This window comes from Nocardia donostiensis, assembly GCF_002081715.1.
In the GTDB taxonomy this organism is placed as follows: domain Bacteria; phylum Actinomycetota; class Actinomycetes; order Mycobacteriales; family Mycobacteriaceae; genus Nocardia; species Nocardia donostiensis.
On record NZ_MUKP01000001.1, the window covers coordinates 140,312 to 164,784 of the forward strand.

The following is a 24,473-nucleotide window of genomic DNA, read 5'->3' on the forward strand; positions in this document are numbered from 1 at the left end:
GTGCACCCCTATATACCAGCTAGGATCGTCTGCCGTGACTCTGCGCCTTTTCGACACCGAGACGCGGGCCTTGCGTGATTTCACGCCGTTGGTCCCGGGCCATGCCTCGGTGTACCTGTGTGGCGCCACCGTTCAGGCCGAACCGCATATCGGTCATGTGCGCAGCGGCGTCGCGTTCGATGTGCTGCGCCGCTGGCTGTCGGCGGGTGGTCTCGATGTCGCGTTCATCCGTAATGTCACCGATATCGAGGACAAAATCCTCACCAAGGCCAAGGCTGCGGGGAGGCCGTGGTGGGAGTGGGCGGCCACTTATGAGCGCGCCTTCGACCGCGCCTACCGGCAACTCGGTGTGCTGCCGCCGTCGGCCGAACCGCGCGCAACCGGGCATATCACCCAGATGGTGGAATTGACGCAGCGGTTGATCGACCGCGGCCACGCCTACGCTTCGGCGGGCAATGTCTACTTCGATGTGGCCAGCTATCCCGAGTACGGGCAGCTGTCGGGCCACCGGCTCGACGATGTGCATCAGGGCGAAAGCGCGGGTGTCGGTAAACGCGACCAGCGTGATTTCACGTTGTGGAAGGCGGCCAAACCCGGCGAACCGTCCTGGCCGTCGCCGTGGGGGCCCGGTCGTCCCGGTTGGCATCTGGAATGCTCGGCGATGGCCGAATTCTATCTCGGCTCCGAATTCGATATTCACTGCGGCGGTATGGACCTGGTGTTTCCGCACCATGAGAACGAAATCGCTCAGTCGAAAGCGGCCGGAAACGGTTTCGCCCGGTACTGGCTGCACAACGGTTGGGTCACCATGGGCGGGGAGAAGATGTCGAAATCGCTCGGCAATGTGCTGTCGGTGCCGAATGTGCTGAAAACTGTCCGGGCGGTCGAACTGCGGTTTTATCTGGGCAGCGCGCACTACCGGTCGATGCTGGAGTATTCCGATAAGGCGCTTTATGACGCCGCCCAGTCCTATCAGCGGATCGAGGGGTTCGTGCATAGGGTCGCCGAACGCGGCGGCGAGGCGCCGATGGGCAAATGGACCGACGGTTTCGCCGCAGCGCTCGACGACGATCTCGGGGTGCCCAAGGCGCTCGCCGAAATCCATCACGCCGTACACGAGGGCAATCGCGCCCTGGATGCGGGCATTATCGACACTGCCCGCGAGCACGCCGGTCAGGTGCGCGCAATGCTCGCGATTCTCGGCGTCGACCCGCTCGACCCGCACTGGCGCACCGCGGGCGACAACTCGGCCGCGACAGCGGCGCTGGACGTCCTCGTCGGCGCCGAACTCGAACGCCGCCAGCAGGCGAGGGTGGCCAAGGACTGGGCCACCGCCGACGCGGTGCGCGATCGGTTGCAGGCTGCGGGCATCGAGGTGACCGATACCCCGGACGGCCCGGAATGGTCGCTCGCCTCATCTTCCGGAAAGGCTGGCTGATGGCAGGGAATTCGCAGCGACGAGGAGCTATCCGCAAGGGTGGCACCAAAAAAGGCGCGGTGGTCGGTTCCGGCGGTCAGCGCAGGCGCGGTCTGGAGGGCCGTGGCGCGACCCCGCCCGCCGAGATGCGTAAGAACCATCCGGCGGCCAAACGTGCCGCCGCGAAAACCAAAGCGGCGCAAGCCCGGCAGGCGGGCGGTCGTGGTGCTCGTTCCGCGGGCCGGAAGACCGATGACGGGCCGGAGTTGGTGCTCGGACGTAACCCGGTGGTCGAGTGTTTGCGCGCAGGAGTGCCCGCGTCGGCTCTGTATGTCGCGGTGGGCACCGAGAACGACGAGCGGCTGACCGAGAGCGTGCGCATCGCCGCCGAAACCGGCATCTCGATTCTCGAGGTTCCGCGCACCGACCTGGACCGGATGAGCTCCAACGGTTTACATCAGGGGCTGGCATTACAGGTCCCGCCGTACACCTACGCCCACCCGGACGATCTGCTCGATCAGGTCCGGCAGGCGGCTGTGCCCGCGCTGCTGGTCGCGCTGGACAATATCTCCGATCCACGCAATCTGGGTGCAGTGATCCGCTCGGCGGCTGCTTTCGGCGGGCAGGGTGTGCTGATTCCGCAGCGGCGCAGCGCCAGTGTCACGGCGGTGGCGTGGCGGACCAGCGCGGGTGCCGCGGCCAGGATCCCGGTGGCGCGTGCGACGAACCTCACTCGGACACTGAAGGATTGGGCTGCCACGGGAATCCAGGTGGTCGGTCTGGATGCGGGTGGCGACACCACGATCGACGAATTCGACGGTACCGCGCCGACGGTGCTTGTGGTCGGTTCGGAAGGTAAGGGGTTGTCGCGGCTGGTCCGGGAGAACTGCGATGCGGTGCTGAGCATTCCGATGTCGGGGCCGGTGGAATCGCTGAACGCCTCGGTTGCGGCGGGTGTGGTGCTGGCCGAGATCGCCAGGCAGCGCCGGAGCTGAACCGCACGGCCTGCCACGCAGCCTTTTTGCCGGAATCGGATGGCGTTGAACCGCAAATCCGGCGCGGCACCGTAGAATTCGTGGTGTGGTGATACCCAACCAGCCCGTCGGCCAGCCCGTCGAGCATCCCAACGCGACAGCCGTGCTGTTCCTTGGCTTGGTCAGCCTCCTGCCGTGCTGCGGCTTGACCGGGCCGATCGCGTGGGCATTGGGGAAGCGGGCGCTGGATCAGATCGAAGCCTCAGGCGGCGCGTACGGTGGGCGGGTCCAGGTTGTCGTCGGCTTCATCTGCGGCGTGGTCGGCACTATCCTGATGATCATCATGGCGTTGCTGTACCTGCTGATGCTGCTGCGCTGAATCGCGTACGGCCTGGATGGCTGGAACGCCCGTTCAGTCCAGGCTGGGTTGGTCCGCTGTGGTCGCACCGTCCCAGGCGGGCCATTCTTCGCTGACCGAACCCGACCAGTTGGGGTTGCGGCGCTCCCGGAACGCCGCCATCGCCTCGCCGCTGTCGATGCCCTTGGCGATATGGTGATTGAGTTCGGTCTCCAACTGTCCCACCATCGCCGACTCCATCCCGACTCCCTCCCACAGCAGCCGTTTCGACAGCGCCGCGCTCAACGGCGCCGAACCGTTGGCGATGTCGTGGGCGACCGCCAGCGCGGTCGGCAGCACTTCGGGGCCGGGCAGGCACGCATTGGCCAACCCCATCGCTGCGGCTTCCGCGCCGTCGAAGGTGCGGCCGGTGAGCAGGATGTCGGCGGCATTGGCCAGGCCGGCCAGCCGGGGCAGCGTCCAGTGCACATAGCCGTCGGCGAGTACCCCGCGTCGGACCTGACTCAGCCCGTACACCGCGTCTTCGGCGAAGTACCGTAGATCGCATTGCAGCGCTACGGCCAGGCCGATACCGACCGCGTGTCCGTTGACGGCCGCGATCACCGGTTTGCGTATCCGGAACGGCGGCGGGTCCAGATGTCCGGTGACTTCGCCTGCGCTCTGGGACAGGTCTGCGCCTGCGCAGAAGGCGGGCTGTGTTCCAGTGATCACGACGGCGCGGATCGCGTCCTCGTCGTCGCAGCGGCGTAGTGCGGTGTTGAGCGCGGAAGTCATCGCCGGAGTGAAGGCGTTCTGCTGGGCGGGGCGGTTGAGGGTGAGGACGGCGATGCCCGCGGAGACATCGACGAGCAGTTCCGAACTCATGCCAAGGATCGTAGACGGGCCCACCGACGCCCGTGGCGCGACATTGGGCACAGGTCCAGTTTCAGCGAAGCACTTTCCGGCCGATTGCGTACTTGTGCACTTCGGTGGGGCCGTCGTAGAGGCGGAATGCCCGCATATCTCGGAAGATCATCTCGACAACTGTCTCGTCGCTGATGCCGATGCCGCCGAGCACCTGCACACAGCGGTCGGCCACTTTGAACAGCTCCTCGGAGACGTACGCTTTGGCGATCGAGCTCTCATGGCGGGCTTTTTCGCCCTGGTCCATCAGCCAGCAGGCGTGCCAGATGGTGAGCCTGCACTGGTGCAGCGCTATCTCGTTATCGGCCAGCATGAACGACACACCCTGGTGTTCACCGATCGGCTTCCCGAACGCTGTCCTGGTGCGTGCGTGCCCTATGGCGATGTGCTGGGCGCGTTCGGCGGCGCCGAGCCAGCGCATGCAGTGGGTGAGCCGGGCGGGGGCCAGCCGTAACTGGGCGTAGCGCAGCGCCTGGCCCGCTTCGCCGAGCAGCGCGTTCTTGGGCAGGGTGAGGTTGTCGAACCGGACAACGCCGTGCCCGGCGACGTAGTTGCGGTCCATTGTGTTCATGGTGCGTTCGATGACGATGCCGGGCTGGTCGCCGTCGGTGAGAAACAGGGTGGGGCCTTCGGGCAGATGCGGGTTAGGGGCGAGCCGGGCCATGATGATCCAGGTCTTGGCTCCGTTGGCGCCGGTGATCAGCCATTTGCGGCCGTTGATGGTGAAGTTCTCGCCGTCGAAGGTGGCGGTGGTGGCCAGCTGGGCCGGGTCGGAGCCTGCGCCGTCGGGTTCGGTCATCGCGAATACCGACCGCTGGTGGCCGTTGATCACCGGGACGAGATAGCGCTCGGTCTGGTCCGGGTCGGCGATCTTGGACAGCAGGAACATATTGCCCTCGTCGGGGGCGGCGCAGTTCATTGCGATGGGGCCGAGGGTGGACCAGCCTGCCGCCTCGTACAGCACTGCCTGTTCGAGGTGAGTGAGGCCGCGCCCGCCGAGTGCGACCGGAGCCTGGATGGTCAGCAGGTTTTCGGTGCGGGCGAGTTCGACCAACTCCTGGCGCAGCTCGTCGCTGGGGCCGTGCGCGGTCAGCCGTGGATCGCGTTCGAAGGGCACGATCTTGTCGGCGACGAACTGACGGACCCGATCGCGTTCGGCGGCGAGCTCGGCAGGAATCGAGAAGTCGATCATCGGTGGTCACCTTTGTTCAGTGGGCGCTTGGGACGAGCATACGAAACCCCACCCCACTGACTGAAGGCAGCCGCCTGCAGAAGGGTCAGCGGACCCGGGCCAGCTGTCTGCGCCGTGCCCCGACGACCCGGCAGACCAGGTAGATCAGGAACGAGATGCTGGTGACGAAGGTCGATACCGGCGCACCTGGCGCGAGCGACAGCATGATTCCGCCCACTGCCGACACCTCCGCGAACACCACCGTCAACACGGTCGCCCTGACCGGGTCGGCGGTGAGCTGAGCCGCGGCGGCCGCGGGGGTGATCAGGATCGCCAGAACAAGCAGCGCGCCGACGATCTGCACACCGAATGCGGCGGTGACGCCGAGCATCACCGCGAACAGCACCGAAAGCGCCCGCACCGGCACCCCGCGCGCCACCGCAACCTCGGGATCGGTACTGGCGAACAGCAGCGGCCGATACACCGCTGCGAGCACGATCAACACCGCTGCGGTACAGGTGGCCAACAGGGTGAGCCCGCTGTAGCCGACGCTGACCACCTGGCCGGTGAGCAGCGAGAACTTCGAGCCCGCCCGTTCCGGACCCAACCACAGGAACAGCACCGAGAGACCGAGCCCGAAGGAAAGCACCACCGCGATCACCGAATCGCGTTCCCTGGCCTTCGCACCGAGCACCCCGAAAAGCACCGCGGCCACCACCGACCCGACGATCGCGCCCACACCCACACCGATCCCGGCCAGCAGCGCCGCCGCGGCGCCGGTCAGCGACAGCTCGCTGGTTCCGTGCACCGCGAACGACATCTGCCTGCTGATGATCAACGGCCCGATCACCCCGGCGAGCAGCCCGAGCAGCGCCGCCGCCAGTACCGCCTGCTGCACGAAGCTGTAGCCGAGCAGATGCACCGTGGTGCTGATGTCGAACATCTTCGTCACCACTTCGGACAGCTTGTCCATCACAACCCCGTCAGTCCGTCCATCGCAGCCCCACCGTCCATCACAATCTCGCCCGCTCGTCGTCGGGATGCGTGCTCTCGCGCAGGTCCAGCTCGCCCGCATCTGTCACGTGCCCGTCACCGTTCGCCCGATGCCGGTCATGGCCGATAACGGGCGCGATGTGCGGGGTTCCGGGTTCGCCGTGGCAGTGGGCGCCCGCCGCGCCGAGCGCGTCCATGGTGTCGCCGGTACCGACGACGACCAGCCTGCCCCGGACCCGCAGCACATCGACCTCGGTTTGATACAGCTCCGACAGCACCGCAGAGGTCATCACCTCATCCGGGGTACCGATCCGGAACTTGCCGTCCACCAGATACAGCACCCGATCGACCAACGGCAGAACCGGGTTGATCTCGTGGGTGACGAACAACACAGCGGTGCCGTGTTCGCGTCTGCGCCGGTCGATCAGTTCCGAGACCAGGCGCTGATTCGCCAGATCGAGGCTGAGCAGCGGCTCGTCGCACAGCAGCACACCGGGGTCGCCGACCAGGGCTTGCGCCACCCGCAGCCGCTGTTGTTCCCCACCGGACATGCTTTCCAGCGGCGCGTTCGCGAACGCCTGCGCGCCGACATCGGCGATAGCGGCCGCGACCTTGCGTTTGCGTTCGGCGCGCCCGAGCAGGCCGAGACCCCAGCGGTGACCGTCGACACCGAGGCCAACCAGATCGGTGCCGCGCAGCTGCACTCCGGCGTCGATCGTCTTCTGCTGTGGGATGTAGCCGATGGCGGGGTGCCCGGTGCGTGCAGGCATACCGGCGATTTCGGCGCTGCCTGCGGTGAGGGCGAGCTGGCCGAGCAGCACGCGCAGCAGCGATGTTTTGCCGGAGCCGTTCGGGCCGAGGATCGCGATGAACTCGCCGGGCTCGACCTGCAGGTCCAGCCCGTTCCACAGGGTCCGGTCACCGAAGGACAGGCGGGCGTCGGCGAGCCGGACCGCGGGCGTGTCTGCGACCGGTACGTTCGGGCCGTTGCCCTGTGTGGCCGTTGCGCGCGCCGGGTATCCACGTCCTGCCCCTTTGTCAGCGGGCAGCGCGGTGGAGTCGCTCATCCGATCATGTCCGTTCGTTCGGCGGTTGCTGTGCGGGTGGGTCTCAGCCGAGGGCGTCGGCGAGCGCCTGCGCGTTCTTCATCTGCCAGTCCACGTAGCCGAGGCCGGGTGGCAGTGTCTCGGTCACCTCGACCACCGGGATGTTCGCGGCCACGGCAGCGGCGCGCAAATCCTTGCTCACCGGGTCTTCGGTCTGCACGTTGTAGATCAGGACGCGGACCTGTTCGGCGCCGATCAGGTCCCGGGTCGCGGCGACGGCAGCGGGCGCGGGGTCGGTTTCCTGTTCGATGGCTTCCTGATAGTCGCGCGGGGTGCGGTCGTCGATGCCCGCGTCCAGCAGCAGATAGTAGGCCAGCGGTTCGGTCTGCAGCACCGGTGCCTGCGGGTGCGCGGCCGCGATGCTGTCGGTGATGGCGGTGACGGTGGCCAGGCGGTCGCCCAGGGCGGTGGCTCGGTCGGCGTAGCTCGCGGCACGTTCGGGATCGAGCTCGCCGAGCACGCGGCCGATCTGTCCGGCGACCGCGGCGACTGTCTGCACGTCGTACCAGACGTGTTCGTTCTGTTCGTCGTGGATATCGGCGGCGCGGGCGGCGAACGCCTCGACGGTGCGGGCAGCGCTGCCCGCGAGCGCCTTGCCGACGAACTCGTCGTAGTGGCCGCCGTTGTAGACGACCAGGTCGGCGTCGCTGATCTTGGCCGATTCGAGCGCCGAGGTCTCATGGGAATGCGGATCGGCGGCGGGGTCGGTGATGAGGGCCTCCACCGTGGCGTCGGGTCCAGCGACGGTTGCGGCGATATCGGCCCATACGGTGGTGGAGGCGATAACCGTGGGTTTGCCGGAGTCGCTGCCTGCGGTGCCGCAAGCGGTGACGGAGAGTGCGGCCATGAGCCCCACTGCGACCCCGGTGCAGGTACGGCTGAATCTGAATCTCACTCGGGGCTCCTGCTAAAGCTTAATGGAAACCGTTTCCGTTTTACTTTAGCAGGAGCTCGTCGGAGTGTACGAACTGAGCGGTCTTCTCGGCGATTTCCGGCTAGCCGACCAGCGCTTCCACCGGCTGGCCGAGCAGTTGCGCGCACCGCAGCAGGCCCAGATGGCTGTAGGCCTGCGGATGGTTACCGAGCGAGCGTTCGGCCACCGGGTCGTACTCCTCGCTGAGCAGACCGGTCGGACCCGCGACATCCACCAGCTGCGCGAACAGTGCCTCGGCGTCGGAACGCTTGCCGATCAGCAGGTAGGCCTCCACCAGCCAGGCGGCGCACAGGTGGAAACCGCCCTCGCCGCCGGGAAGCCCGTCGTCGTGGTGGTACCGGTAGACCGTCGAACCGCTGCGCAACTCCGCCTCCGTGGCGACGACGGTGGCAGCGAACCGCGGATCCGAGGGATCGATGAGCCCGCTCAACCCGATATGCAGGGTGGCTGCGTCCAGGTCTGTGCCGTCGTAGGCGGCGGTGAACGACTGGACCTCGTCATTCCAGCCCTTGGTCTTCACCTCGTCGGCGATGGTGTCGCGCAGTTCCGGCCATTCCGGGTCGAACTTCCGGTCGAACTTCTGCGCCAAGGCCAGCGCCCGGTCCACGGTGAGCCAGCCCATCACCTTCGAATACACATGGTGACGCGGATTGCCGCGGATCTCCCAGATACCGTGGTCGGGTTCCTGCCAGCGCCGCTGCACCGCGGAGACCATGGCGTGCACGAGTTCCCAGTCCGCGTCCGGCAGCGCCTGCCGCGGCTCGGTGATGCCCTTACGTTCGCGGGCATGGGCCAGCGACGCGATGAGGTCGACAATGGGACCGAAAACGTCCAGCTGAACCTGCATATTCGCGGCGTTACCGACACGCACCGGCCGGGAGCCCGCATAACCGGGCAACTGGTCGAGCACCGCCTCCGGCGGCAGGGTTTCGCCGTAGATCGTGTACAGCGGGTGCAGACGTTCCGGGCCGGGCAGCGTCTCCAGCACCCGGTGCACCCAGTCGAGGAACCCCTCGGCCTCCTGCAGCGAGCCCAGCGACACCAGCGCCGACGCGGTCAGCGCAGCATCGCGCAGCCAGCAGTAGCGGTAATCCCAGTTACGCACCCCGCCGATATCCTCCGGCAGCGAAGTGGTCGCGGCGGCCAGGATGGAGCCGGACGGCGCGTGCACCAGGCCGCGCAGGGTGAGCGCGGAACGTTTCATCAGATCCGGTTTCAGTGCAGGCAGATCCAACGTCGACGCCCACTGCAACCAGTAGGCCTCGGTTTCCTGGCGGCGTTCCGGTTCGCTGGTGCCTGCCGGAGCCAGGTCAGTTGTGCCGCAGCGCAATTCCAGCACGATCGGCCCCTGGGATGGGTCGATCACGGCCGTCGCGACATCGTGCACACCGTCACTCTGGATCTCCCACTGCACACCGGGGGAGCGCAGCACCGTGGGGTCGTTGGTGCCCCACACCCGCAGGCCGTCGGTTTCCATTTCCATCGATACCGGAACCTGGCCGAACTCCGGGCGCGGCGCGAACGTCACCACCGCGCGGGCGTCGCCGGTGATGACACGCGTCAGGTCGGTGCGGCTGTCGTCGACGTCATGCGGTAAATAGTCGACAACCTGCAGTTTCGCCCACCGCGTTTCCACGGTCATGGTGCCGTCGAGATAGCGCTGCGACAGCGGCAGGCCGGGCCGCAGCGGCGCGATACTGAAATGGCCCGCATCGGGTCCACCGAGCAGATGCGCGAACACGGCCGCCGAATCGGGTTCCGGGTGGCACAGCCAGGTGACCGTGGCGTCGGGGGTCAGTAGCGCCACCGAACGCGGGCTTGCCAGCATGGACAGCCGTTCGATGCGGGGTGCGCTCGCACCGGCCAGCCAGGTGCGGCGCTCCTCCAGCAGGAAGGCGAGCGCGCAGGAGACGGCCTCGGTGTGGGGCACCCGGTACTTGGCCAGGCTGTCCCCGTCGCCGACTTTGATGCCGACGTCGGGGCCGGACAGCACGCGGAAAGCCTTCTCGTCGGTGACGTCGTCGCCGAAGAAGACCGCTGCCGACGCGCCCTCCTGATGCCGGATGGTGTCGAGGGCGGTGCCTTTGTCGGTGGGCACCACGGCGAGTTCGATCACTGCCTTACCTTCGGTGACCTGCACGCCGACCCAGCATGCAGGTCCCTGCCGGACCTGGTTGAGCGCGCGGCGGCCGATCTCCGGGCCCGCGTTGCGTACATGCAGCGCCACGCTGGCCGGCTTGATTTCGACGGTGACGCCCGGGTTCTCGCCCGCGATCTGATTCAACGCCGTCGCCACTTCGCGCAGCAACTGTTTGGCGTCGCTATCGATGGCATGCACGAAGCCGACATCGAATTCCGAGCCATGGCTGCCGATCAGCTGTACCTCGACCGGTAGCCGCGACAGCGCCGCCAGATCGCGCAGCGCGCGGCCGGAGATGACCGCGGCTGTGGTGCCGGAAAGACCGGCGAGTGCGCGTAATGCCCGCACGGACTCACCGTGCGGGTAGGCCTTGGTCGGATCGGGCACGATGGGTGCGATAGTCCCGTCGTAGTCCGATGCGACCAGCAGCCGTGGCACGCGCGCGACCGTCGACAATGCACGGCGAAGTTCTCGAGGCAGATCCTGTGCGCTCACACATCCAACCTAATGATCGGAGGGGGTTTTCAGGGGGGCGCGCATGACAATACTGGGTTACGTCGCCCACACCGATTCGTGCTGAAGTGTATGCGCTCGCCCAAAGTCAGGAACGGCTGCCCAGCAGCAGGTCGACGGTCAATTCGAGACGCTGCGCGACATCGGTTGCAGAAGCCCGCCGAGTGAGCCAGGCCACCAGGTTCGACAGCCACACGTCGCTGATGACGCGGGCGATGGCGAGCTGGCGTTCGCTGGGTTCGCCGTCGTTCATGGCGCGGGCGAAGACCCGGTCCATCACCTTGCCGACCCGGTCCACCTCGGCGGCCGCGGAGGCGTCGGCGAACATGAACGCGCGCGTCATCGCCTCGGTGAGCAACGGGTCGCGCTGCATCATCCGGGTGATCTGGGTGAGCAGTGCGTGCATCCGCTCTTCCGGTGTCTGCCCGGGCAGCGGTTTGCGTTTGCCCTCGAATTGCTCGAATTCCCGGGCCAGTGCCGAGACCAGTAGATGCACCTTGGACGGGAAGTAGCGGTAGAGGGTGCCCACCGCGACGTCGGCGCGTTCGGCGACGGCGCGCATCTGCACCGCGTCGTATCCGCCTTTGGAGGCCAGTGCCAGGGTGGCGTCCAGGATGCGCTTACGCCGTTCCCGCTGCGCGGCCGAACTCAGTTCGTCCTCACGCAACGTGGTGACAGTCGCCGCGGGGAGCCCGCTCGAGTCGTCCGACTGTGCACGTGAGGGGCTGGCCATGGAGAGGAGTCCTTTCCGAAAAGACGTTTGGTGCGCGTTCCGTCCGTCGGGGCGGGGGTCGCTTGACTTCCGCCCGGCAAGGATATTAGAACATGTTCTAGGTGTGGGAGTCACGCCGGAAAGGCGGTATGGACTGTGACCATCGCCACCACTGACGAGCATAAAGCCGTCCAAGAGTCGATGCGCGGATGGGCAGCAGCGGTGCAACCGATTGCAACAATGCGGGCCGACACCACCGGCTTCTGGCGTACCTACTGGCCAACGCTGGCCGAGCTCGGAATCTTCCGGGTCGCGGTAGCCGAGGACGCGGGCGGCGCTGATGGCTCGGTGTCCGATCTGGCCGTGCTGATCGAGCGAGCGGCGCATGATCTGGTCGGCGGACCCGTGCTGGCGACCGCGGTCGCCGGGTTGGTGACCGGCGGCAGCCTCGACGAGACGCAGCCGTGCGGTATCGCACTGGACACCGTCGCCGGCCCCCGATCAGGTGGCACCGGCGATGCTGACCACGACAACGCTGTCGGGTCGGCGAGCAGCCTAGCGACATCCGAACCAGGAATCGAGACCACCGACGGTGAGCTGCTGCTCACTGGCACATGGGAATCGGTGCTCGGGGCCGCGCCGCAGACCGCGGTGCTGCTGCCGGTGCGCTTCCCCGACGGCCGCCGCTGGTGCCTGATCCCGCCGGACGCCTCCGGATTGCAGATCGAACCGCTGGAACCGTTCGACCACAGCACCCCACTGGCCCGGGTGCGCTGCACCGACGTACCCGTGGCCGCCGATGCGGTGTTCGCGCCGCCGTACCCGGTCGAAGACCTGATCGTCGCGCTGGCCGCCGCGGAACTGGCCGGGATAGCGGGCTGGTGCCTGGACACGGCGGTCGATTACGCCAAGGTGCGTGAGCAGTTCGGCCGCAAGATCGGTTCGTTCCAGGCGGTCAAGCACATCTGCGCGTGGATGCTGTGCCGCACCGAACTGATCCGCGCGGTCGCCGCCGACGCTGCTGCCGCCGTCGATTCCGGGGGCGCCGAACTGCCGATCGCCGCGGCCATCGCCGCCGCGATCGCACTGGACGCCGCCGTCGACACCGCCAAGGACTGTATTCAGGTGCTCGGCGGTATCGGTTTCACCTGGGAACATGACGCCCACTTCTACCTGCGCCGCGCAGTCGCCCTGCGGCAACTACTCGGCGGGGCGCCGCACTGGCGTGCCCGGGTGACCGAACTCACCCGCGCCGGACAGCGCCGGAGCACCGGAGCCGACCGGGTATTCGAAGAGACCAAGGGGACGGAAACCGGCGGCGGTGCGGCCGACGAAGAGCTGAGCGCACAGGTCGCGCGGATCGCGGCATTGCCCACCGACGAGCAGCGGACAGCTCTCGCCGAAGCCGGGCTGCTGATGCCGCACTGGCCGAAGCCGTACGGGCGCGGCGCGGACCCGATGACGGGCCTGGTGATCTCCGAGGAACTGCGCCGCGCAGGCCTGGAAACCCCCGACCTGGCCATCGGTGGCTGGGCGGTGCCGACGCTGCTGCAACACGGCACCCAAGAGCAGATCGACCGGTTCGCCTGGGCCACCCTGCGCGGCGATGTGGTGTGGTGCCAGCTGTTCAGCGAGCCGGAAGCCGGGTCCGACCTGGCGGCCCTGCGCACCACCGCCACCAAGGTCGACGGCGGCTGGGCGCTGCGCGGGCAGAAGGTGTGGACCTCGCTGGCCAACCAGGCCGACTGGGGTATCTGCCTGGCCCGCACCGACCCGGACGCGCCGAAACACAAGGGCATCAGCTACTTCCTGGTCGATATGCGGAGCAAGGGCATCGAGATCAGGCCGCTGGTGCAGATCACCGGCGAAGACCGGTTCAGCGAGGTGTTCCTCGACGAGGTATTCGTCCCGGACGACTGCGTGGTCGGCGCTCTCGGTAACGGCTGGCGCATCGCCCGCTCCACGCTGTCCACCGAGCGGGTCGCCATGGGCGGCAACGGTATCGGGCCGGTGCTGGAGGAACTCATCGCGAAACTGCCCGCCACCGGTGCCGGTGCCGAGCTGGTCAACGACCGGCTCGGCGGTTTCGTCGCCGAAGCCATCGCCGGCCTGCTGCTCGAGCAGCGCGCTGCGGTTCGGATGCTGGCGGGCGGCGATCCGGGAGCGCAGAGCAGTGTGCGCAAACTCGTCGGGGTACGGCACCGTCAGGCGGTCGCCGAATTCGCCGTCGAGGTGGCCGGCCCGGCCGGTGCGCGGGAAACCGAGGACACCTCGGAGTTCCTGCTCACCCGCTGTCTGTCGATCGCGGGCGGTACCGAACAGATCCTGCTGACCGTGGCCGGTGAGCGGATTCTGGGACTGCCCCGCGAAGCCGGCAGCTAGTTCGTGCAACGACTGGGAGATAGAGCGTGGACTTCACCAGAGACGAAGCCCAGGATGCGGTGGCCGAGGTCGTCGTCGGATTGCTGGAACGAGAATCGGAACGCGACGCGGGACTGTGGCCGTCCCTGGTGTCGAGCGGACTGCTGTCGGTGGCGATACCGGAGCGGTGCGGCGGCGACGATATGGGGGTGGACGCGGTGTCGGTGCTGCTGACCGAACTTGCCACCGACGCCGTCGCCGTACCTGCCCTGCCGACCTTGGGTTTCGGTGTGCTGCCGCTGTTGCGGACCGCGCCGGAAGCGGTGGCCGACAAGGTGTTCTCGGCGGTCGCCGAGGGCGGGGTACTCACCGCGGCGCTCAACGAACCGGGCGCGCCGTTCCCGCAGCATCCGCAGACCACCGCCGTACCCAACGGCGATACGGTGCGCATCACCGGCCACAAGGTGGCGGTGCCGTGTGCTGATCAGGCTCGCTGGATCCTGGTGCCCACCGATGCGGGTGTGGCACTGGTGGATGCCGAGGCTCCCGGTCTGTCGCGCATCGAATCGCCGGTTTCGGCAGGCCTGCCGGAGTTCTCGCTGCGGTTGGACGCCGTGGAGATCCCGGCCGAACAGTTGCTGGCCGACGCGCAGCCCGAGCTCTACCGGGCTGCGCTGGCGTCGATCGGTGCGGTCGCCGACGGGCTGCTCAAAGGTGCGCTCGCCCTGACCGCCGAACATGTGCGGACCCGGCACCAGTTCGGCAGGCCGCTGGCCGAATTCCAAGCGGTGGCCCAGCAGATCGCCGACCTGTACGTGGTCTCACGCACCCTGCACGTCGCTGCCGTTTCCGCGAACTGGGCGCTCGGGCAAGAGGATTCGACGCCGGAGCATCAGGATCGGATCGACGACGACCTGGCTGTCCTGGCCTACACGGTGGCCGAGCAGCTGCCGCCGGCCATGCAGAAATGCCATCACCTGCACGGTGGTATCGGCGTCGACGTAACGCATCCGATGCACCGTTACTACTCCCAGGCCAAAGACCTCGCCCGCTGGCTGGGCGGCGCGTCGCTGCGCCTCGACCGATTGGGGGCCGGATGTTCATCGACCTGACCACCGAACAACGCAAGCTGCGCGACGAACTGCGCGCCTACTTCGCCGACCTCGTCACCCCCGAAGAGGACGCCGCTATGGCGGTGAACCGGCACGGCGACGCCTACCGCGAGGTGGTGCGCCGGATGGGCCGCGACGGCTGGCTCGGTGTCGGCTGGCCGAAGGAATACGGCGGCCAGGGCTTCGGCCCGGTGGAACAGCAGATCTTCTTCAACGAGGCCTCCCGCGCGGACGTACCGTTGCCGCTGGTGACCCTGCTGACCGTGGGGCCGACCCTGCAACAGTTCGGCACCGAAGAGCAGAAGCAGCGCTTCCTGCCCGGAATCCTGGCCGGCGATATCCATTTCGCCATCGGCTATTCCGAACCGGAGGCGGGCACCGATCTGGCGTCACTGCGCACCAGCGCGGTCCGCGACGAATCCGGCGATTGGATCGTCAACGGCCAGAAAATCTTCACCACCGGGGCGCATGAATCCGATTTCGTCTGGCTGGCCTGCCGCACCGGATCGGTGGAGTCACGGCACCGCGGTATCACCATCCTGATCGCCGACACCAGCGATCCTGGCTATTCGTGGACGCCGATCATCACCTGCGACGGCGCCCACCACACCAACGCCACCTACTTCGACAATGTGCGCGTTCCCGCGGGCATGCTGGTCGGCGAGGAGAACAAAGGCTGGCGGCTGATCACCACCCAGCTCAACCATGAGCGGGTCAGCCTCGGGCCATCCGGCAAGATCGAGCAGCTCTACGACAAGGTGCGCAATTGGGCGCGCCCGCGCGGGGTGCTCGACGAACCCGACGCACAGCGCCTCCTGGGCCGGATCCGGGCCATGGTGCGGTTGAACGAACTGCTGAACTGGCAGGTCGCCGCCACCGCCGAGGATGCGCATTCCGATCAGGCCAAGATCATCGCGGACGCGTCGGCTACCAAGGTGTACTCCACCGAATCGCTGCAGGAGGCGGGCAGGCTGGCCGAGGAAATCGTCGGCCGCTACGGCGACCCCGCCGATCCGGCCACCGGGGAACTGCTGGGCTGGCTGGACCGGCGCACCAAACAGAACCTGGTGGTGACCTTCGGCGGCGGCGTCAACGAGGTGATGCGGGAACTGATCGCCTCGTCGGGTCTCGGCCTGCCCCGCGTGCCCCGATGAGCCGTTCCGCCCGAACATCCGAGGAGCTAGACGCGAAGGAGCAGCGCGTGCCGGAAACCTATACCCCGGAAGCGGTCATCGCCGCCGCGGAAAAGATCAAGGCGGCGGGGGAATCCGCGCCCAGAGCCGGGCGTGACCCGGTGAACCAGCCGATGATCAACAACTGGGTGGAGGCCATCGGCGACACCAACCCGATCTACACCGACGCCGAAGCCGCCCGCGCCGCCGGATTCCCCGGTATCGTCGCCCCGCCTGCGATGGCGCAAGTGTGGACCATGTTCGGCCTGCACGGTTCCCGTCCGGCAGACGATCCGATGGCGGCCACCAACGAACTACTCGACGCCGCCGGTTACACCTCGGTGGTCGGCACCAACTGCGAGCAGACCTACCACCGGTACCTCGTTCCCGGTGAGCAGGTGCAGGTCACCAGCGCGCTGGCCGAAATCACCGGACCCAAACGGACTGGGCTGGGCGACGGCTTCTTCCTCACCTACCGCACCAACTGGTACGTCGGTGACGAACTGGTCACCGAAATGCTGTTCCGCATCCTGAAATTCGCGCCCGGCACCGCAGCGTCCAAGAAGGACGAGCCCAAGCAGGAACCGCCCGCCAACCGGGTGCGGCCGCTGGTCTCCCGCGATACCGAATTCTTCTGGTCAGGGACCAAGACCGGGGAGCTGCGCATTCAGCGGCTACCCGACGGCACGCTGCGCCATCCGCCGATTCCGGCGATTTGGCAGGACAAATCCGAGCCGACGGACTATGTCGTCGCCTCGGGCCACGGCACGGTGTTCAGCTACGTCGTGCATCACGCACCGAAGGTGCCGGGCCGCGAGCTGCCGTTCGTGGTGGCGTTGGTCGAACTGGAGGAAGGCGTAAGGATGCTGGGCGAGCTGCGCGGGGTCGAACCCGATGCGGTGGCGGTCGGCATGGCAGTCGAAGTGGAATTCGAGAAGCTGGACGACGATACGGCGCTGCCGTTCTGGAAGGTGAGCTCATGACCGCCACCATCGAACCCGCCACCGTGCGGATCGGGACCGAACTGCCCGAACTGGTCATCCACGCCGATCCCACGTTCATCATCAGCACCGCGCTGGCGACCAGGGATTTCCAGGACGTGCACCACGATCGTGACAAGGCGGTCGAACGCGGCTCCAAGGATATTTTCGTCAACATCCTCACCGACACCGGCTTGGTGCAGCGTTTCGTCACCGACTGGGCGGGCCCGCGTGCGGTGGTGAAGTCGATCAAGCTGCGGCTCGGGGTCCCCTTGTACGCCAACGACACCCTGACCCTCACCGGGACGGTGACCGCGGTCGAGGGCGACGATATCCATATCGACGTCACCGGCCGGGACAGCCTCGGTGACCACATCACGGCGCAGGCCGTTATCGCTATCCGGCCCGCGGAATGAGGTTTTCGTGACTAATCACGCACTGTCCGGGCGCGCCGCCATCGCCGGTATCGGCGCCACCGATTTCTCCAAGGATTCCGGCCGAAGCGAACTGCGGCTGGCCGCCGAAGCGGTCACTGCGGCCCTCGCCGACGCTGGGCTCACCCCCGCCGATGTCGACGGCCTCACCACATTCACCATGGATAACAACACCCAGGCCGCGGTCGCGCGGTCGGTGGGTATCCCGCAGTTGAAGTTCTTCAGCCATATCGGCTACGGCGGCGGCGCTGCCTGCGCCACTGTGCAGCAGGCGGCGATGGCCGTAGCCACCGGCGTCGCCGATGTGGTGGTGGCGTATCGGGCGTTCAACGAGCGGTCCGTGTCACGGTTCGGCCAGTTCTCCACCGCGTTGGCGTCGGCTCCGACCTCGTCTGGTATCGACGCATCCTGGTCGTATCCGCACGGCCTGGGCACCCCCGCCGCTCAAGTCGCCATGGTGGCCCGCCGGTACATGCACGTCTACGGCGCGACCAGCGAGGACTTCGGTCGGGTCGCGGTCACCGACCGCAAACACGCGGCGGTGAACCCGGACGCGTTCTTCTACGGCAAACCGATCACCCTCGAAGATCACCAGAATTCCCGCTGGATCGCCGAACCCCTGCACCTGCTGGACTGCTGCCAGGAATCCGACGGCGGCGTAGCGATCGTGGTGACCAGCGTGGAACGGGCCCGCGACCTGCCGCAGCGCCCCGCGGTGATCACCGCCGCCGCCCAGGGCAGCAGCGCCGACCAGTACGTGATGACCAGCTACTATCGCGACGCCCTGACCGGCCTGCCCGAAATGGGTCTGGTCGGCGACCAGCTGTGGGCGCAGAGCGGCCTGCGCCCCGCGGACGTGCAGACCGCGATCCTCTACGACCACTTCACCCCGTTCGTGCTGATGCAGCTAGAGGAACTCGGTTTCTGCGGGCGCGGCGAGGCACGGGACTTCATCGCCGACGGCGCCATCGAACTCGGCGGCAAACTGCCGATCAACACCCACGGCGGCCAACTCGGCGAAGCCTATATCCATGGCATGAACGGAATCGCCGAAGCCGTACGCCAGGTGCGCGGCACCTCGGTAAACCAGGTGCCCGAGGTCCAGAACGTGCTGGTTACCGCAGGCACCGGCGTACCGACATCAGGTTTGGTGCTCAGCGCCGACCAGGCCGCATAGCCACGGCGACAGCAGCGCCGTAATTCCTGCGGCGCTGCTCGATGTGCCCGCGGGAACCGCGCTCTATACGGTTTGGGAGACGCTAGGGGCGTTTGCGGGGATCGCGTGTACTTCACTGTGGTTGCTGAAGTGGCGCTTGGGGGACCTGGGGTTTTCCTGTATCTCACGCCAGTAGCCCGAGTCGACAGCCGGTCGACGACTGCGCACGGAACGCTGATCCTCGTCGACCCGGCTCGAGTGCACCGGCCAGGCGCGTAGCTACGCCGACAGCAGCGCCGTGCGATCCCGGCGCTGCTCGGCTCGGCGCGCCCTCCGGCTGCTGTAGCGACTCTTGAACCAGTGGCCCGGCTTCTTGGAGCTCGCTGGCCATGCTGGCCGGTGCGCTCGCAGTCGGCGCGGGGCGGCCGAGATCGGTGCCCAGCTCGCCTGTTGGCGGCCGCTGGGGACGGCGGTATGCGGGGTGCCGGATACCGGGTTTGGTGAACTATCACAATGTCCGGCCGCTGTTTCCCGGTGATCGGACTATCGCTGGCAGATTTGTCGTTACGTGGTCGGTGGCAAAGGAAAGTACCTGGTCCCAAGTATTCGATTCTCGTCCTGGACGAGCGCCCGCCATGTAACTATGTGGCTGTTTAATGCAGCACATACGTCTGGGGTTAACTCGTTGGCAGGGTCGCGAGCGCCGGTTCTCCGCGTGACCGGAGTGATCACGCTGCTCGTGTGTGCCGTCGTCGCGTTGCGTGGGGAGATTCCCGGTGCATCCGGACCCGCTGACGGTCCTTCGGCTCCTTCGGCGCTGATGGTTGCGTTGATGCCGGTGTTGCTGACGGTGTCGGTGGTGATTCTGCTGGCGGGGGTGATCGCGAGCCAGCATCGTCTGCCGCTGGCCATGCCCGAACCCGATCCCGATACCGAGCGTCAACAGTGGCGGCTGAGCCGGACCGGGCTGCTGGTGTTGTTCGGGATCGCGGTCGTCTCGGTGCTGATCGCCGCCGCTTCCGCCCTGTATTTCGCCGGGCTGCAACCTCGAGAAGCCGCAGAAGTCCCCGACACCCCCGACACCTCCGCGCCGACGACCACAACCGAACCGCCGGGCACACCGCGCCCGGCTCCGGACGACGAGACCGCCGAGCTCACCGGTACCGCCCTGGTATTGACCTTCACCGCGGCGATCACGCTGGTGGGGGTGGCTGTCGCCGGGCTGGTGGTGGTCGCGATACACACCCGCCGCGCAGCACGCCCGCAGGCGCCCGAGCCGGTCGAGCCCGCAGGGCCCAGCGAGGCCGATTCGCTGGTCAAAGCCGCCGAAATGGGTCTGGCCGCGATGAACGCGCCCGGCCAGGACCCGCGCGAGGCCATCATCGCCTGCTATATCGCGATGGAACGCGGGTTGTCCACCGCTCGCGCCGCCGCGCCGCTCGTCTCCGACACCCCGATGGAGGTACTGGCTCGCGCCTTCGAGCACGGCGCCCTGCACGACGCGTCGGCGCGGGAACTGGTCGCGCTGTTCGAGGAGGCCAGGTTCAGTCCGCATTCGATGCTCGAATGGCAGCGGATGCGGGCCGAGCAGTTGCTGCGCATCGTGCTGGCCGACCTGCAACGGCAGGAGGTGCCGGCGTGAGCAGATCAGCGGTGGTTGTCACCGCCGTGCTCGCTGTCCTGCTGATCGAAGCGGTCGCCGTCGTCAGGGCGCGCGAGGCGGTGCTGGCCGTGGCCGCTGTCCCGGTGGCGGTGGCGTTGGCCTGTCTGATGTGGTTGTTGATCCGGCGCCCGGAACGCGGCGAGCTCGACGATATGGACGCCATCGACAACGGCCCCGCGGAAATACTGCGGCGTTGGCATGCCAAAGCGCAGATGCTCGCCGACCGGGCCGACGGCACCCGCGCCGACTGGGACCGGCATCTGCGGCCGCTGCTGGCCAAGGAATTCGAATTGTCCGCCGGTGTGCGGGTCACCAAGAACCGCCGCGCCTTGGAGAACGCGGGCATCCATCAGTTCGGTGCCGACCTGTGGCGCTGGGTCGATCCGGCGGATTCGGCGCTGCGCGACCAAGACACCCCGGCGCCGGGCCGCGCCGCGCTCGACGAGATCCTGCGCCGACTGCAAAGAATGTGACGGGTTGAGATACGTGCGAGTAGACAAATGACGATGCCTTTGGATGCGACGATCCAACGCAGCGAGGCCGTGCTCCGGGAACTGTCCCGAGCGGTGGTCGGTAAACGCGACGAGCTGCAACTGATCATGATCGCGATACTGTCCGGCGGGCATGTGCTGATCGAAGACCTGCCCGGCCTGGGTAAAACACTGATCGCCCGATCGTTCGCCGCAGCGCTCGGCCTGGACTTCACCCGCGTGCAGTTCACCCCCGACCTGCTGCCCGCCGACCTGCTCGGCTCCACCATCTACGACATGAACACCGGCCGGTTCACCTTCCGGCGCGGCCCGGTGTTCACCAATATGCTGCTCGCCGACGAAATCAATCGCACCCCGCCCAAAACCCAGGCGGCGCTGCTGGAGGCAATGGCCGAAGGCCAGGTCAGCATCGACGGCGAAACGTTCCCGCTGCCGCAGCCGTTCATTGTGCTCGCCACCGACAACCCGATCGAATACGAAGGCACCTACCCGCTGCCGGAAGCGCAGCTGGACCGGTTCGCGGTCCAGCTGCGTCTCGGCTATCTGTCCGAACAGGACGAAACCCAGATGATCCGGCGCAGGCTGGAGCGCGGGGCGACCCCGCCGCAGGTGAATCAGGTGGTGGACGCGAACGGGCTGATGGAGATGCGGCACGCGGTCGAGTTCGTCTCGGTACATCCGGACGTGGTCGGCTATGTGGTGGCGCTGGCCGCGGCCACTCGCGGGCATCCGCAGGTGGAGGTGGGTGCGAGCCCACGGTCGGAGCTGGATCTGGTGCAGATGGCGCGAGCGCGTGCGCTGCTGCTGGGCCGCGACTACGTGATTCCCGAAGATGTGAAGGCGCTGGCGATTCCGGCGATGTCGCATCGGATCACGTTGCGGCCGGAGATGTGGGTGCGCCGGATCAGGGGCGAGGACGTTATCGCCGAATTGTTGCGCAGACTCCCGGTTCCGCGCGCCACCACACCATGAAGCACCGCGACGCCAGCACGATCGTCGACACCGAATTACGGTGGCGGCCTGCGCCGCTGGTGTACATGCTGGCGATCTGCGCGGCGGTGGCGTTGCTGACTGCGGTGGTATTCGGCCGCTGGCAGCTGGTGGTGTTCGCGGCGCCGCTGCTCGGGGTGCTGGCCACTGCGCCGTGGCAGCAGTCGCGTACCAGGATCCAGGTGGACGGCGGCGGAACACTGCGTTGTTTCGAAACCGAGGAAGTGGTGCTCACCGTTGCGGCGTTCGTCGAGGACGGTCACGCCCTGCTGCGCTGCACCCCGGAACCTTTGCCCGGCTTGGAGATCACGGTCGAGAAAACCAGCGATTCCGGGGCCGCGCCCGCCGGGCTGCAACTGGCGCTGTCGGCGCAACGGTGGGGCCGGTATCCGGTGGTGGTGCGGGTGTCGGCGTTGGGCCCGTCCGGTCTGGCCGTGGCCACCGCGGTACTGCCCGCCGGGCAGCTGTACGTCTACCCGATCACCGACCCGCAGCGGATGCGGTTGCCGCGCACTGATCTTCCCGAACGTATCGGCGTGCACCTGACGCGCAGGCACGGCCCAGGTGTCGAATACGCCGATATCCGCGCCTACGCGCCCGGCGACCAGCTGCGGATCGTGAACTGGCCGGTCAGCGCCCGCCGCGGCAGGCTTTATGTCACCGAACGCCTCACCAACCGTTCCGCCGATGTGGTGGTGCTGGTGGACACCTCCCAGCAGGCGCCTGGCCCGGCCACCGATTCGCTGGAGCTGTCGGTGCGCGGCGCGGCGCAGGTGGTGCAGTCGACATTGCAGGCGGGCGACCGCACCGCGGTGGTGTGTTTGGGGCAGGCGCCGCGCTGGCTGCGGCCCGATATCGGCCGTCGCCAGTTCTACCGCATCGTCGACACCGTGCTCGACGTCGGCGACGAACACATCCCCACCACGGGCACCCTGGCCCCGCACGCGGCGGTCCCGTTGGGCGCGATCGTCGTCGCGTTCTCCACCCTCCTCGACACCCAGTTCGCGCTGGCCCTGATCGACCTGCGTAAACGCGGCCATGTCGTGGTGGTGGTGGACGTGCTGCGCGGCACCCCGTTCGCCAAGGGCCTCGACCCGACCTTGGCCAAGATGTGGCAGCTGGAGCGGGCGTCGATGTACCGCGATATGGGCACTGTCGGCGTCGATATCGTGTCCTGGGCCGCCGATACCAGGCTCGACCAAACCATGCGCCTGCTGCCCGAACACCGCCGAACCGTCCGGGTGCGCCGATGATCCGATTCCTCGCTGTCTTGTCCGGAACCCTGCTGGTCGCAGCGGTAACGTTGATGACCCCGTGGGCCGCGCTACCCGCGATCGCGCTGGTCGTGGCCGGTTGGTGGTTCCGTTCCGCCGCCGTCGCCGCTGTACTGCTCGCCGTCGGAGTACTGGTCTGGGCCGACACCGGCGTACTCGCCGCCGCCGCAACCGGCCTGGTCGCTACCACCTATCTGCTGAACACCGCAACCACAACCGCCCCACACGGCGTCGTCCCGACCACCATCCCCTCGGTAGCGGGCGCGGTCACTTTCACTGCCGCAACCACCGGCGCCGCCCTGCTTCCCCTACACCTGACCTGGGCCCCACTGGCCGCCCCGATCCTGGTGATCCTGCTCTACGCCCTGCTCACCCACGCTCTGGCACCGCGACGCACTACTGTCCGGTAATAACCCGCCGCCTCCCAGCTGCCCTGATGGCTAGGTGTCGAACTCGGCGGCTTCCCCTGAACCGCGTGATGATATCCGCTTCGGTGGATACCGAACTGCTGACCGGATGATCGACCACCACACCCATTCGCAGACGGTTCGGCAACGGCAACACTGTGAGCCGAGAACCTGGACCGGCCTCCGTGCGACCGACAGGCAAGACCACCGCGGCGCCTGGTCCAGGGCGGCCACTCGTCGATCCATCGGATCTCAGACCGCTACGGGCTCTGCTCGTCCCGCTTCTTTTCGGTATCGCCCCGGAGCGACACCGAACTCGCGTTTGAATGCTTTGGCGAACGCGAACTCCGAGCCGTAACCGGCCCTGCGTGCCACCGTCGACAAGGCGTCTGCGCTCTCGCGTAACCATTTCGCTGCGAGGATCATTCGCCAATGGGTCACATACGACAGCGGTGCTTCGCCTATCGTGGCGGCGAACCTGCGAGCCAGTGTTGCCCGGGAGACCCCGGCCGCCGCGGCCAGATCCTCCACCGTCCACGGACGTGACGGATCGGCGTGAATGGCGCGTAGCGCTGTCGCGACTGCCGGGTCGCCGAACGCGGCGGCCCATCCGGACGGTCGCGTATCGGCGTTCTCCTCCAGCCATGCCCGCAGGATGTACAGCAGCAATGCGTCCAGCAGTGATGGCACCACGGCGTCTGTTCCCGCTCGTGGTTCGGCCAGTTCGGCGGCGAGTAGATCGACCGCGCCACGCAGAGATGGGTGTCTGCCCAGCTGGGCGGGCAGATGAACGAACTCCGGCAGGCTGTTCAGCATCGGGTGCGGGTGCCGGCGGTCGAGCGCGTAGGCACCGCACAGCAGCACGCTGCGCGGACCGGGGCCGGTGATTTCCCGAGGCTCGCCGGGCTGGGCGATCTCGGTGACGGGGGTGGCGGGATCGTCGACGAGGACATGGTCCGCACCCCGCGGCATGAACACCACATCGCCGACGCCGAGCGCGATCGCGTCACCATCGGGTGGGCGTAGCCAGCAGGACCCTTGTAACACCACATGGAATCCGGCGCCGGGCACCACGGGATAGTGCCGTCCCCAGGGGGCGTGACGAATGAACAGACCGGAACTCGGGCTGTTGGTGCGGATGGCGGAGATCGCGTCGGAGAGGATGTCCACGGTGGAATCATAATGCAGAGTTGATGAGTGTTTTGGATATAA

Annotated in this window: 21 protein-coding genes and 1 pseudogene; 14 read left to right on the forward strand and 8 right to left on the reverse strand. The window is 67.3% G+C overall.

The features are described 5' to 3' along the window. Window positions 1-34: 34 nt before the first annotated feature. The 3 genes from cysS to B0T44_RS00660 all read left to right on the forward strand — a co-directional run bounded on the left by cysS (window position 35) and on the right by B0T44_RS00660 (window position 2,770). Entirely contained in the window at window positions 35-1,438 is a 1,404-nt protein-coding gene (cysS, locus tag B0T44_RS00650) for a cysteine--tRNA ligase (protein ID WP_077118493.1), read from the forward strand. Next, window positions 1,438-2,412 carry a 23S rRNA (guanosine(2251)-2'-O)-methyltransferase RlmB gene (rlmB, locus tag B0T44_RS00655; protein WP_077118569.1) on the forward strand — a complete coding sequence of 325 codons (975 nt, stop codon included), beginning with the start codon at window positions 1,438-1,440 and terminating at the stop codon, window positions 2,410-2,412. Before cysS ends, rlmB begins: the two co-directional genes overlap by 1 nt. 85 nt (window positions 2,413-2,497) lie before the next feature. Beyond that, window positions 2,498-2,770 carry a DUF4190 domain-containing protein gene (locus B0T44_RS00660; RefSeq protein ID WP_077118491.1) on the forward strand — a complete coding sequence of 91 codons (273 nt, stop codon included), beginning with the start codon at window positions 2,498-2,500 and terminating at the stop codon, window positions 2,768-2,770. Window positions 2,771-2,803: 33 nt separating this feature from the next. On the opposite strand, the gene B0T44_RS00665 is transcribed toward B0T44_RS00660, so the two are convergent. From B0T44_RS00665 to kstR, 7 genes and pseudogenes are all read right to left on the reverse strand, one after another. Further along, window positions 2,804-3,613: an enoyl-CoA hydratase/isomerase family protein gene (locus B0T44_RS00665; RefSeq protein WP_077118489.1), complete on the reverse strand. Its 810-nt coding sequence runs from the start codon at window positions 3,611-3,613 to the stop codon at window positions 2,804-2,806. Window positions 3,614-3,674: 61 nt separating this feature from the next. Beyond that, window positions 3,675-4,844, reverse strand: coding sequence for an acyl-CoA dehydrogenase family protein (locus tag B0T44_RS00670; protein ID WP_077118487.1), 1,170 nt, complete (start codon window positions 4,842-4,844; stop codon window positions 3,675-3,677). Window positions 4,845-4,929: 85 nt separating this feature from the next. Next, window positions 4,930-5,796, reverse strand: coding sequence for a metal ABC transporter permease (locus tag B0T44_RS00675; protein WP_425436836.1), 867 nt, complete (start codon window positions 5,794-5,796; stop codon window positions 4,930-4,932). Between the two features lie 175 nt (window positions 5,797-5,971). Beyond that, window positions 5,972-6,883, reverse strand: a pseudogene (locus tag B0T44_RS00680) (metal ABC transporter ATP-binding protein); the annotation flags it as partial. A 43-nt stretch (window positions 6,884-6,926) separates the two neighbouring features. Next, window positions 6,927-7,769, reverse strand: coding sequence for a metal ABC transporter solute-binding protein, Zn/Mn family (locus B0T44_RS00685; protein ID WP_077118482.1), 843 nt, complete (start codon window positions 7,767-7,769; stop codon window positions 6,927-6,929). A 148-nt stretch (window positions 7,770-7,917) separates the two neighbouring features. Then, window positions 7,918-10,491: a trehalose-phosphatase gene (gene otsB / locus B0T44_RS00690; protein WP_077118480.1), complete on the reverse strand. Its 2,574-nt coding sequence runs from the start codon at window positions 10,489-10,491 to the stop codon at window positions 7,918-7,920. Window positions 10,492-10,597: 106 nt separating this feature from the next. Beyond that, entirely contained in the window at window positions 10,598-11,242 is a 645-nt protein-coding gene (gene kstR, locus B0T44_RS00695) for a cholesterol catabolism transcriptional regulator KstR (RefSeq protein WP_077118477.1), read from the reverse strand. A gap of 135 nt (window positions 11,243-11,377) precedes the next feature. Here kstR and B0T44_RS00700 point away from each other — a divergent pair, with 135 nt between their 5' ends. From B0T44_RS00700 to B0T44_RS00750, 11 genes are all read left to right on the forward strand, one after another. Next, window positions 11,378-13,603, forward strand: a complete 2,226-nt coding sequence (locus B0T44_RS00700) for an acyl-CoA dehydrogenase family protein (RefSeq protein ID WP_077118475.1) — start codon at window positions 11,378-11,380, stop codon at window positions 13,601-13,603. Between the two features lie 26 nt (window positions 13,604-13,629). After that, window positions 13,630-14,694, forward strand: coding sequence for an acyl-CoA dehydrogenase family protein (locus B0T44_RS00705; protein WP_077118473.1), 1,065 nt, complete (start codon window positions 13,630-13,632; stop codon window positions 14,692-14,694). Further along, window positions 14,679-15,848, forward strand: coding sequence for an acyl-CoA dehydrogenase family protein (locus B0T44_RS00710; RefSeq protein ID WP_077118471.1), 1,170 nt, complete (start codon window positions 14,679-14,681; stop codon window positions 15,846-15,848). Before B0T44_RS00705 ends, B0T44_RS00710 begins: the two co-directional genes overlap by 16 nt. A gap of 47 nt (window positions 15,849-15,895) precedes the next feature. Further along, window positions 15,896-16,849, forward strand: a complete 954-nt coding sequence (locus B0T44_RS00715) for a bifunctional MaoC family dehydratase N-terminal/OB-fold nucleic acid binding domain-containing protein (protein WP_077118567.1) — start codon at window positions 15,896-15,898, stop codon at window positions 16,847-16,849. After that, window positions 16,846-17,262 carry a MaoC family dehydratase gene (locus B0T44_RS00720; protein WP_077118468.1) on the forward strand — a complete coding sequence of 139 codons (417 nt, stop codon included), beginning with the start codon at window positions 16,846-16,848 and terminating at the stop codon, window positions 17,260-17,262. The genes B0T44_RS00715 and B0T44_RS00720 overlap by 4 nt, the downstream gene beginning before the upstream one ends. 7 nt (window positions 17,263-17,269) lie before the next feature. Then, window positions 17,270-18,457, forward strand: a complete 1,188-nt coding sequence (ltp2, locus tag B0T44_RS00725; RefSeq protein WP_077118466.1) for a 17-hydroxy-3-oxo-4-pregnene-20-carboxyl-CoA lyase — start codon at window positions 17,270-17,272, stop codon at window positions 18,455-18,457. Window positions 18,458-19,151: 694 nt separating this feature from the next. Next, window positions 19,152-20,078 (forward strand): DUF4129 domain-containing protein, encoded by a 927-nt coding sequence (locus B0T44_RS00730; protein WP_139347887.1) that lies wholly within the window; start codon window positions 19,152-19,154, stop codon window positions 20,076-20,078. After that, entirely contained in the window at window positions 20,075-20,572 is a 498-nt protein-coding gene (locus B0T44_RS00735) for a hypothetical protein (RefSeq protein WP_077118464.1), read from the forward strand. Before B0T44_RS00730 ends, B0T44_RS00735 begins: the two co-directional genes overlap by 4 nt. Window positions 20,573-20,599: 27 nt before the next feature. Further along, window positions 20,600-21,562: an AAA family ATPase gene (locus tag B0T44_RS00740; RefSeq protein WP_077118462.1), complete on the forward strand. Its 963-nt coding sequence runs from the start codon at window positions 20,600-20,602 to the stop codon at window positions 21,560-21,562. Continuing rightward, on the forward strand, window positions 21,559-22,833 hold the full coding sequence (locus tag B0T44_RS00745) for a DUF58 domain-containing protein (protein WP_077118460.1): 1,275 nt from the start codon (window positions 21,559-21,561) through the stop codon (window positions 22,831-22,833). The genes B0T44_RS00740 and B0T44_RS00745 overlap by 4 nt, the downstream gene beginning before the upstream one ends. Beyond that, on the forward strand, window positions 22,830-23,264 hold the full coding sequence (locus B0T44_RS00750) for a hypothetical protein (protein ID WP_077118458.1): 435 nt from the start codon (window positions 22,830-22,832) through the stop codon (window positions 23,262-23,264). The genes B0T44_RS00745 and B0T44_RS00750 overlap by 4 nt, the downstream gene beginning before the upstream one ends. Before the next feature lie 249 nt (window positions 23,265-23,513). On the opposite strand, the gene B0T44_RS00755 is transcribed toward B0T44_RS00750, so the two are convergent. After that, window positions 23,514-24,431 (reverse strand): AraC family transcriptional regulator, encoded by a 918-nt coding sequence (locus tag B0T44_RS00755; protein WP_077118456.1) that lies wholly within the window; start codon window positions 24,429-24,431, stop codon window positions 23,514-23,516. Between the last annotated feature and the right edge of the window lie 42 nt (window positions 24,432-24,473).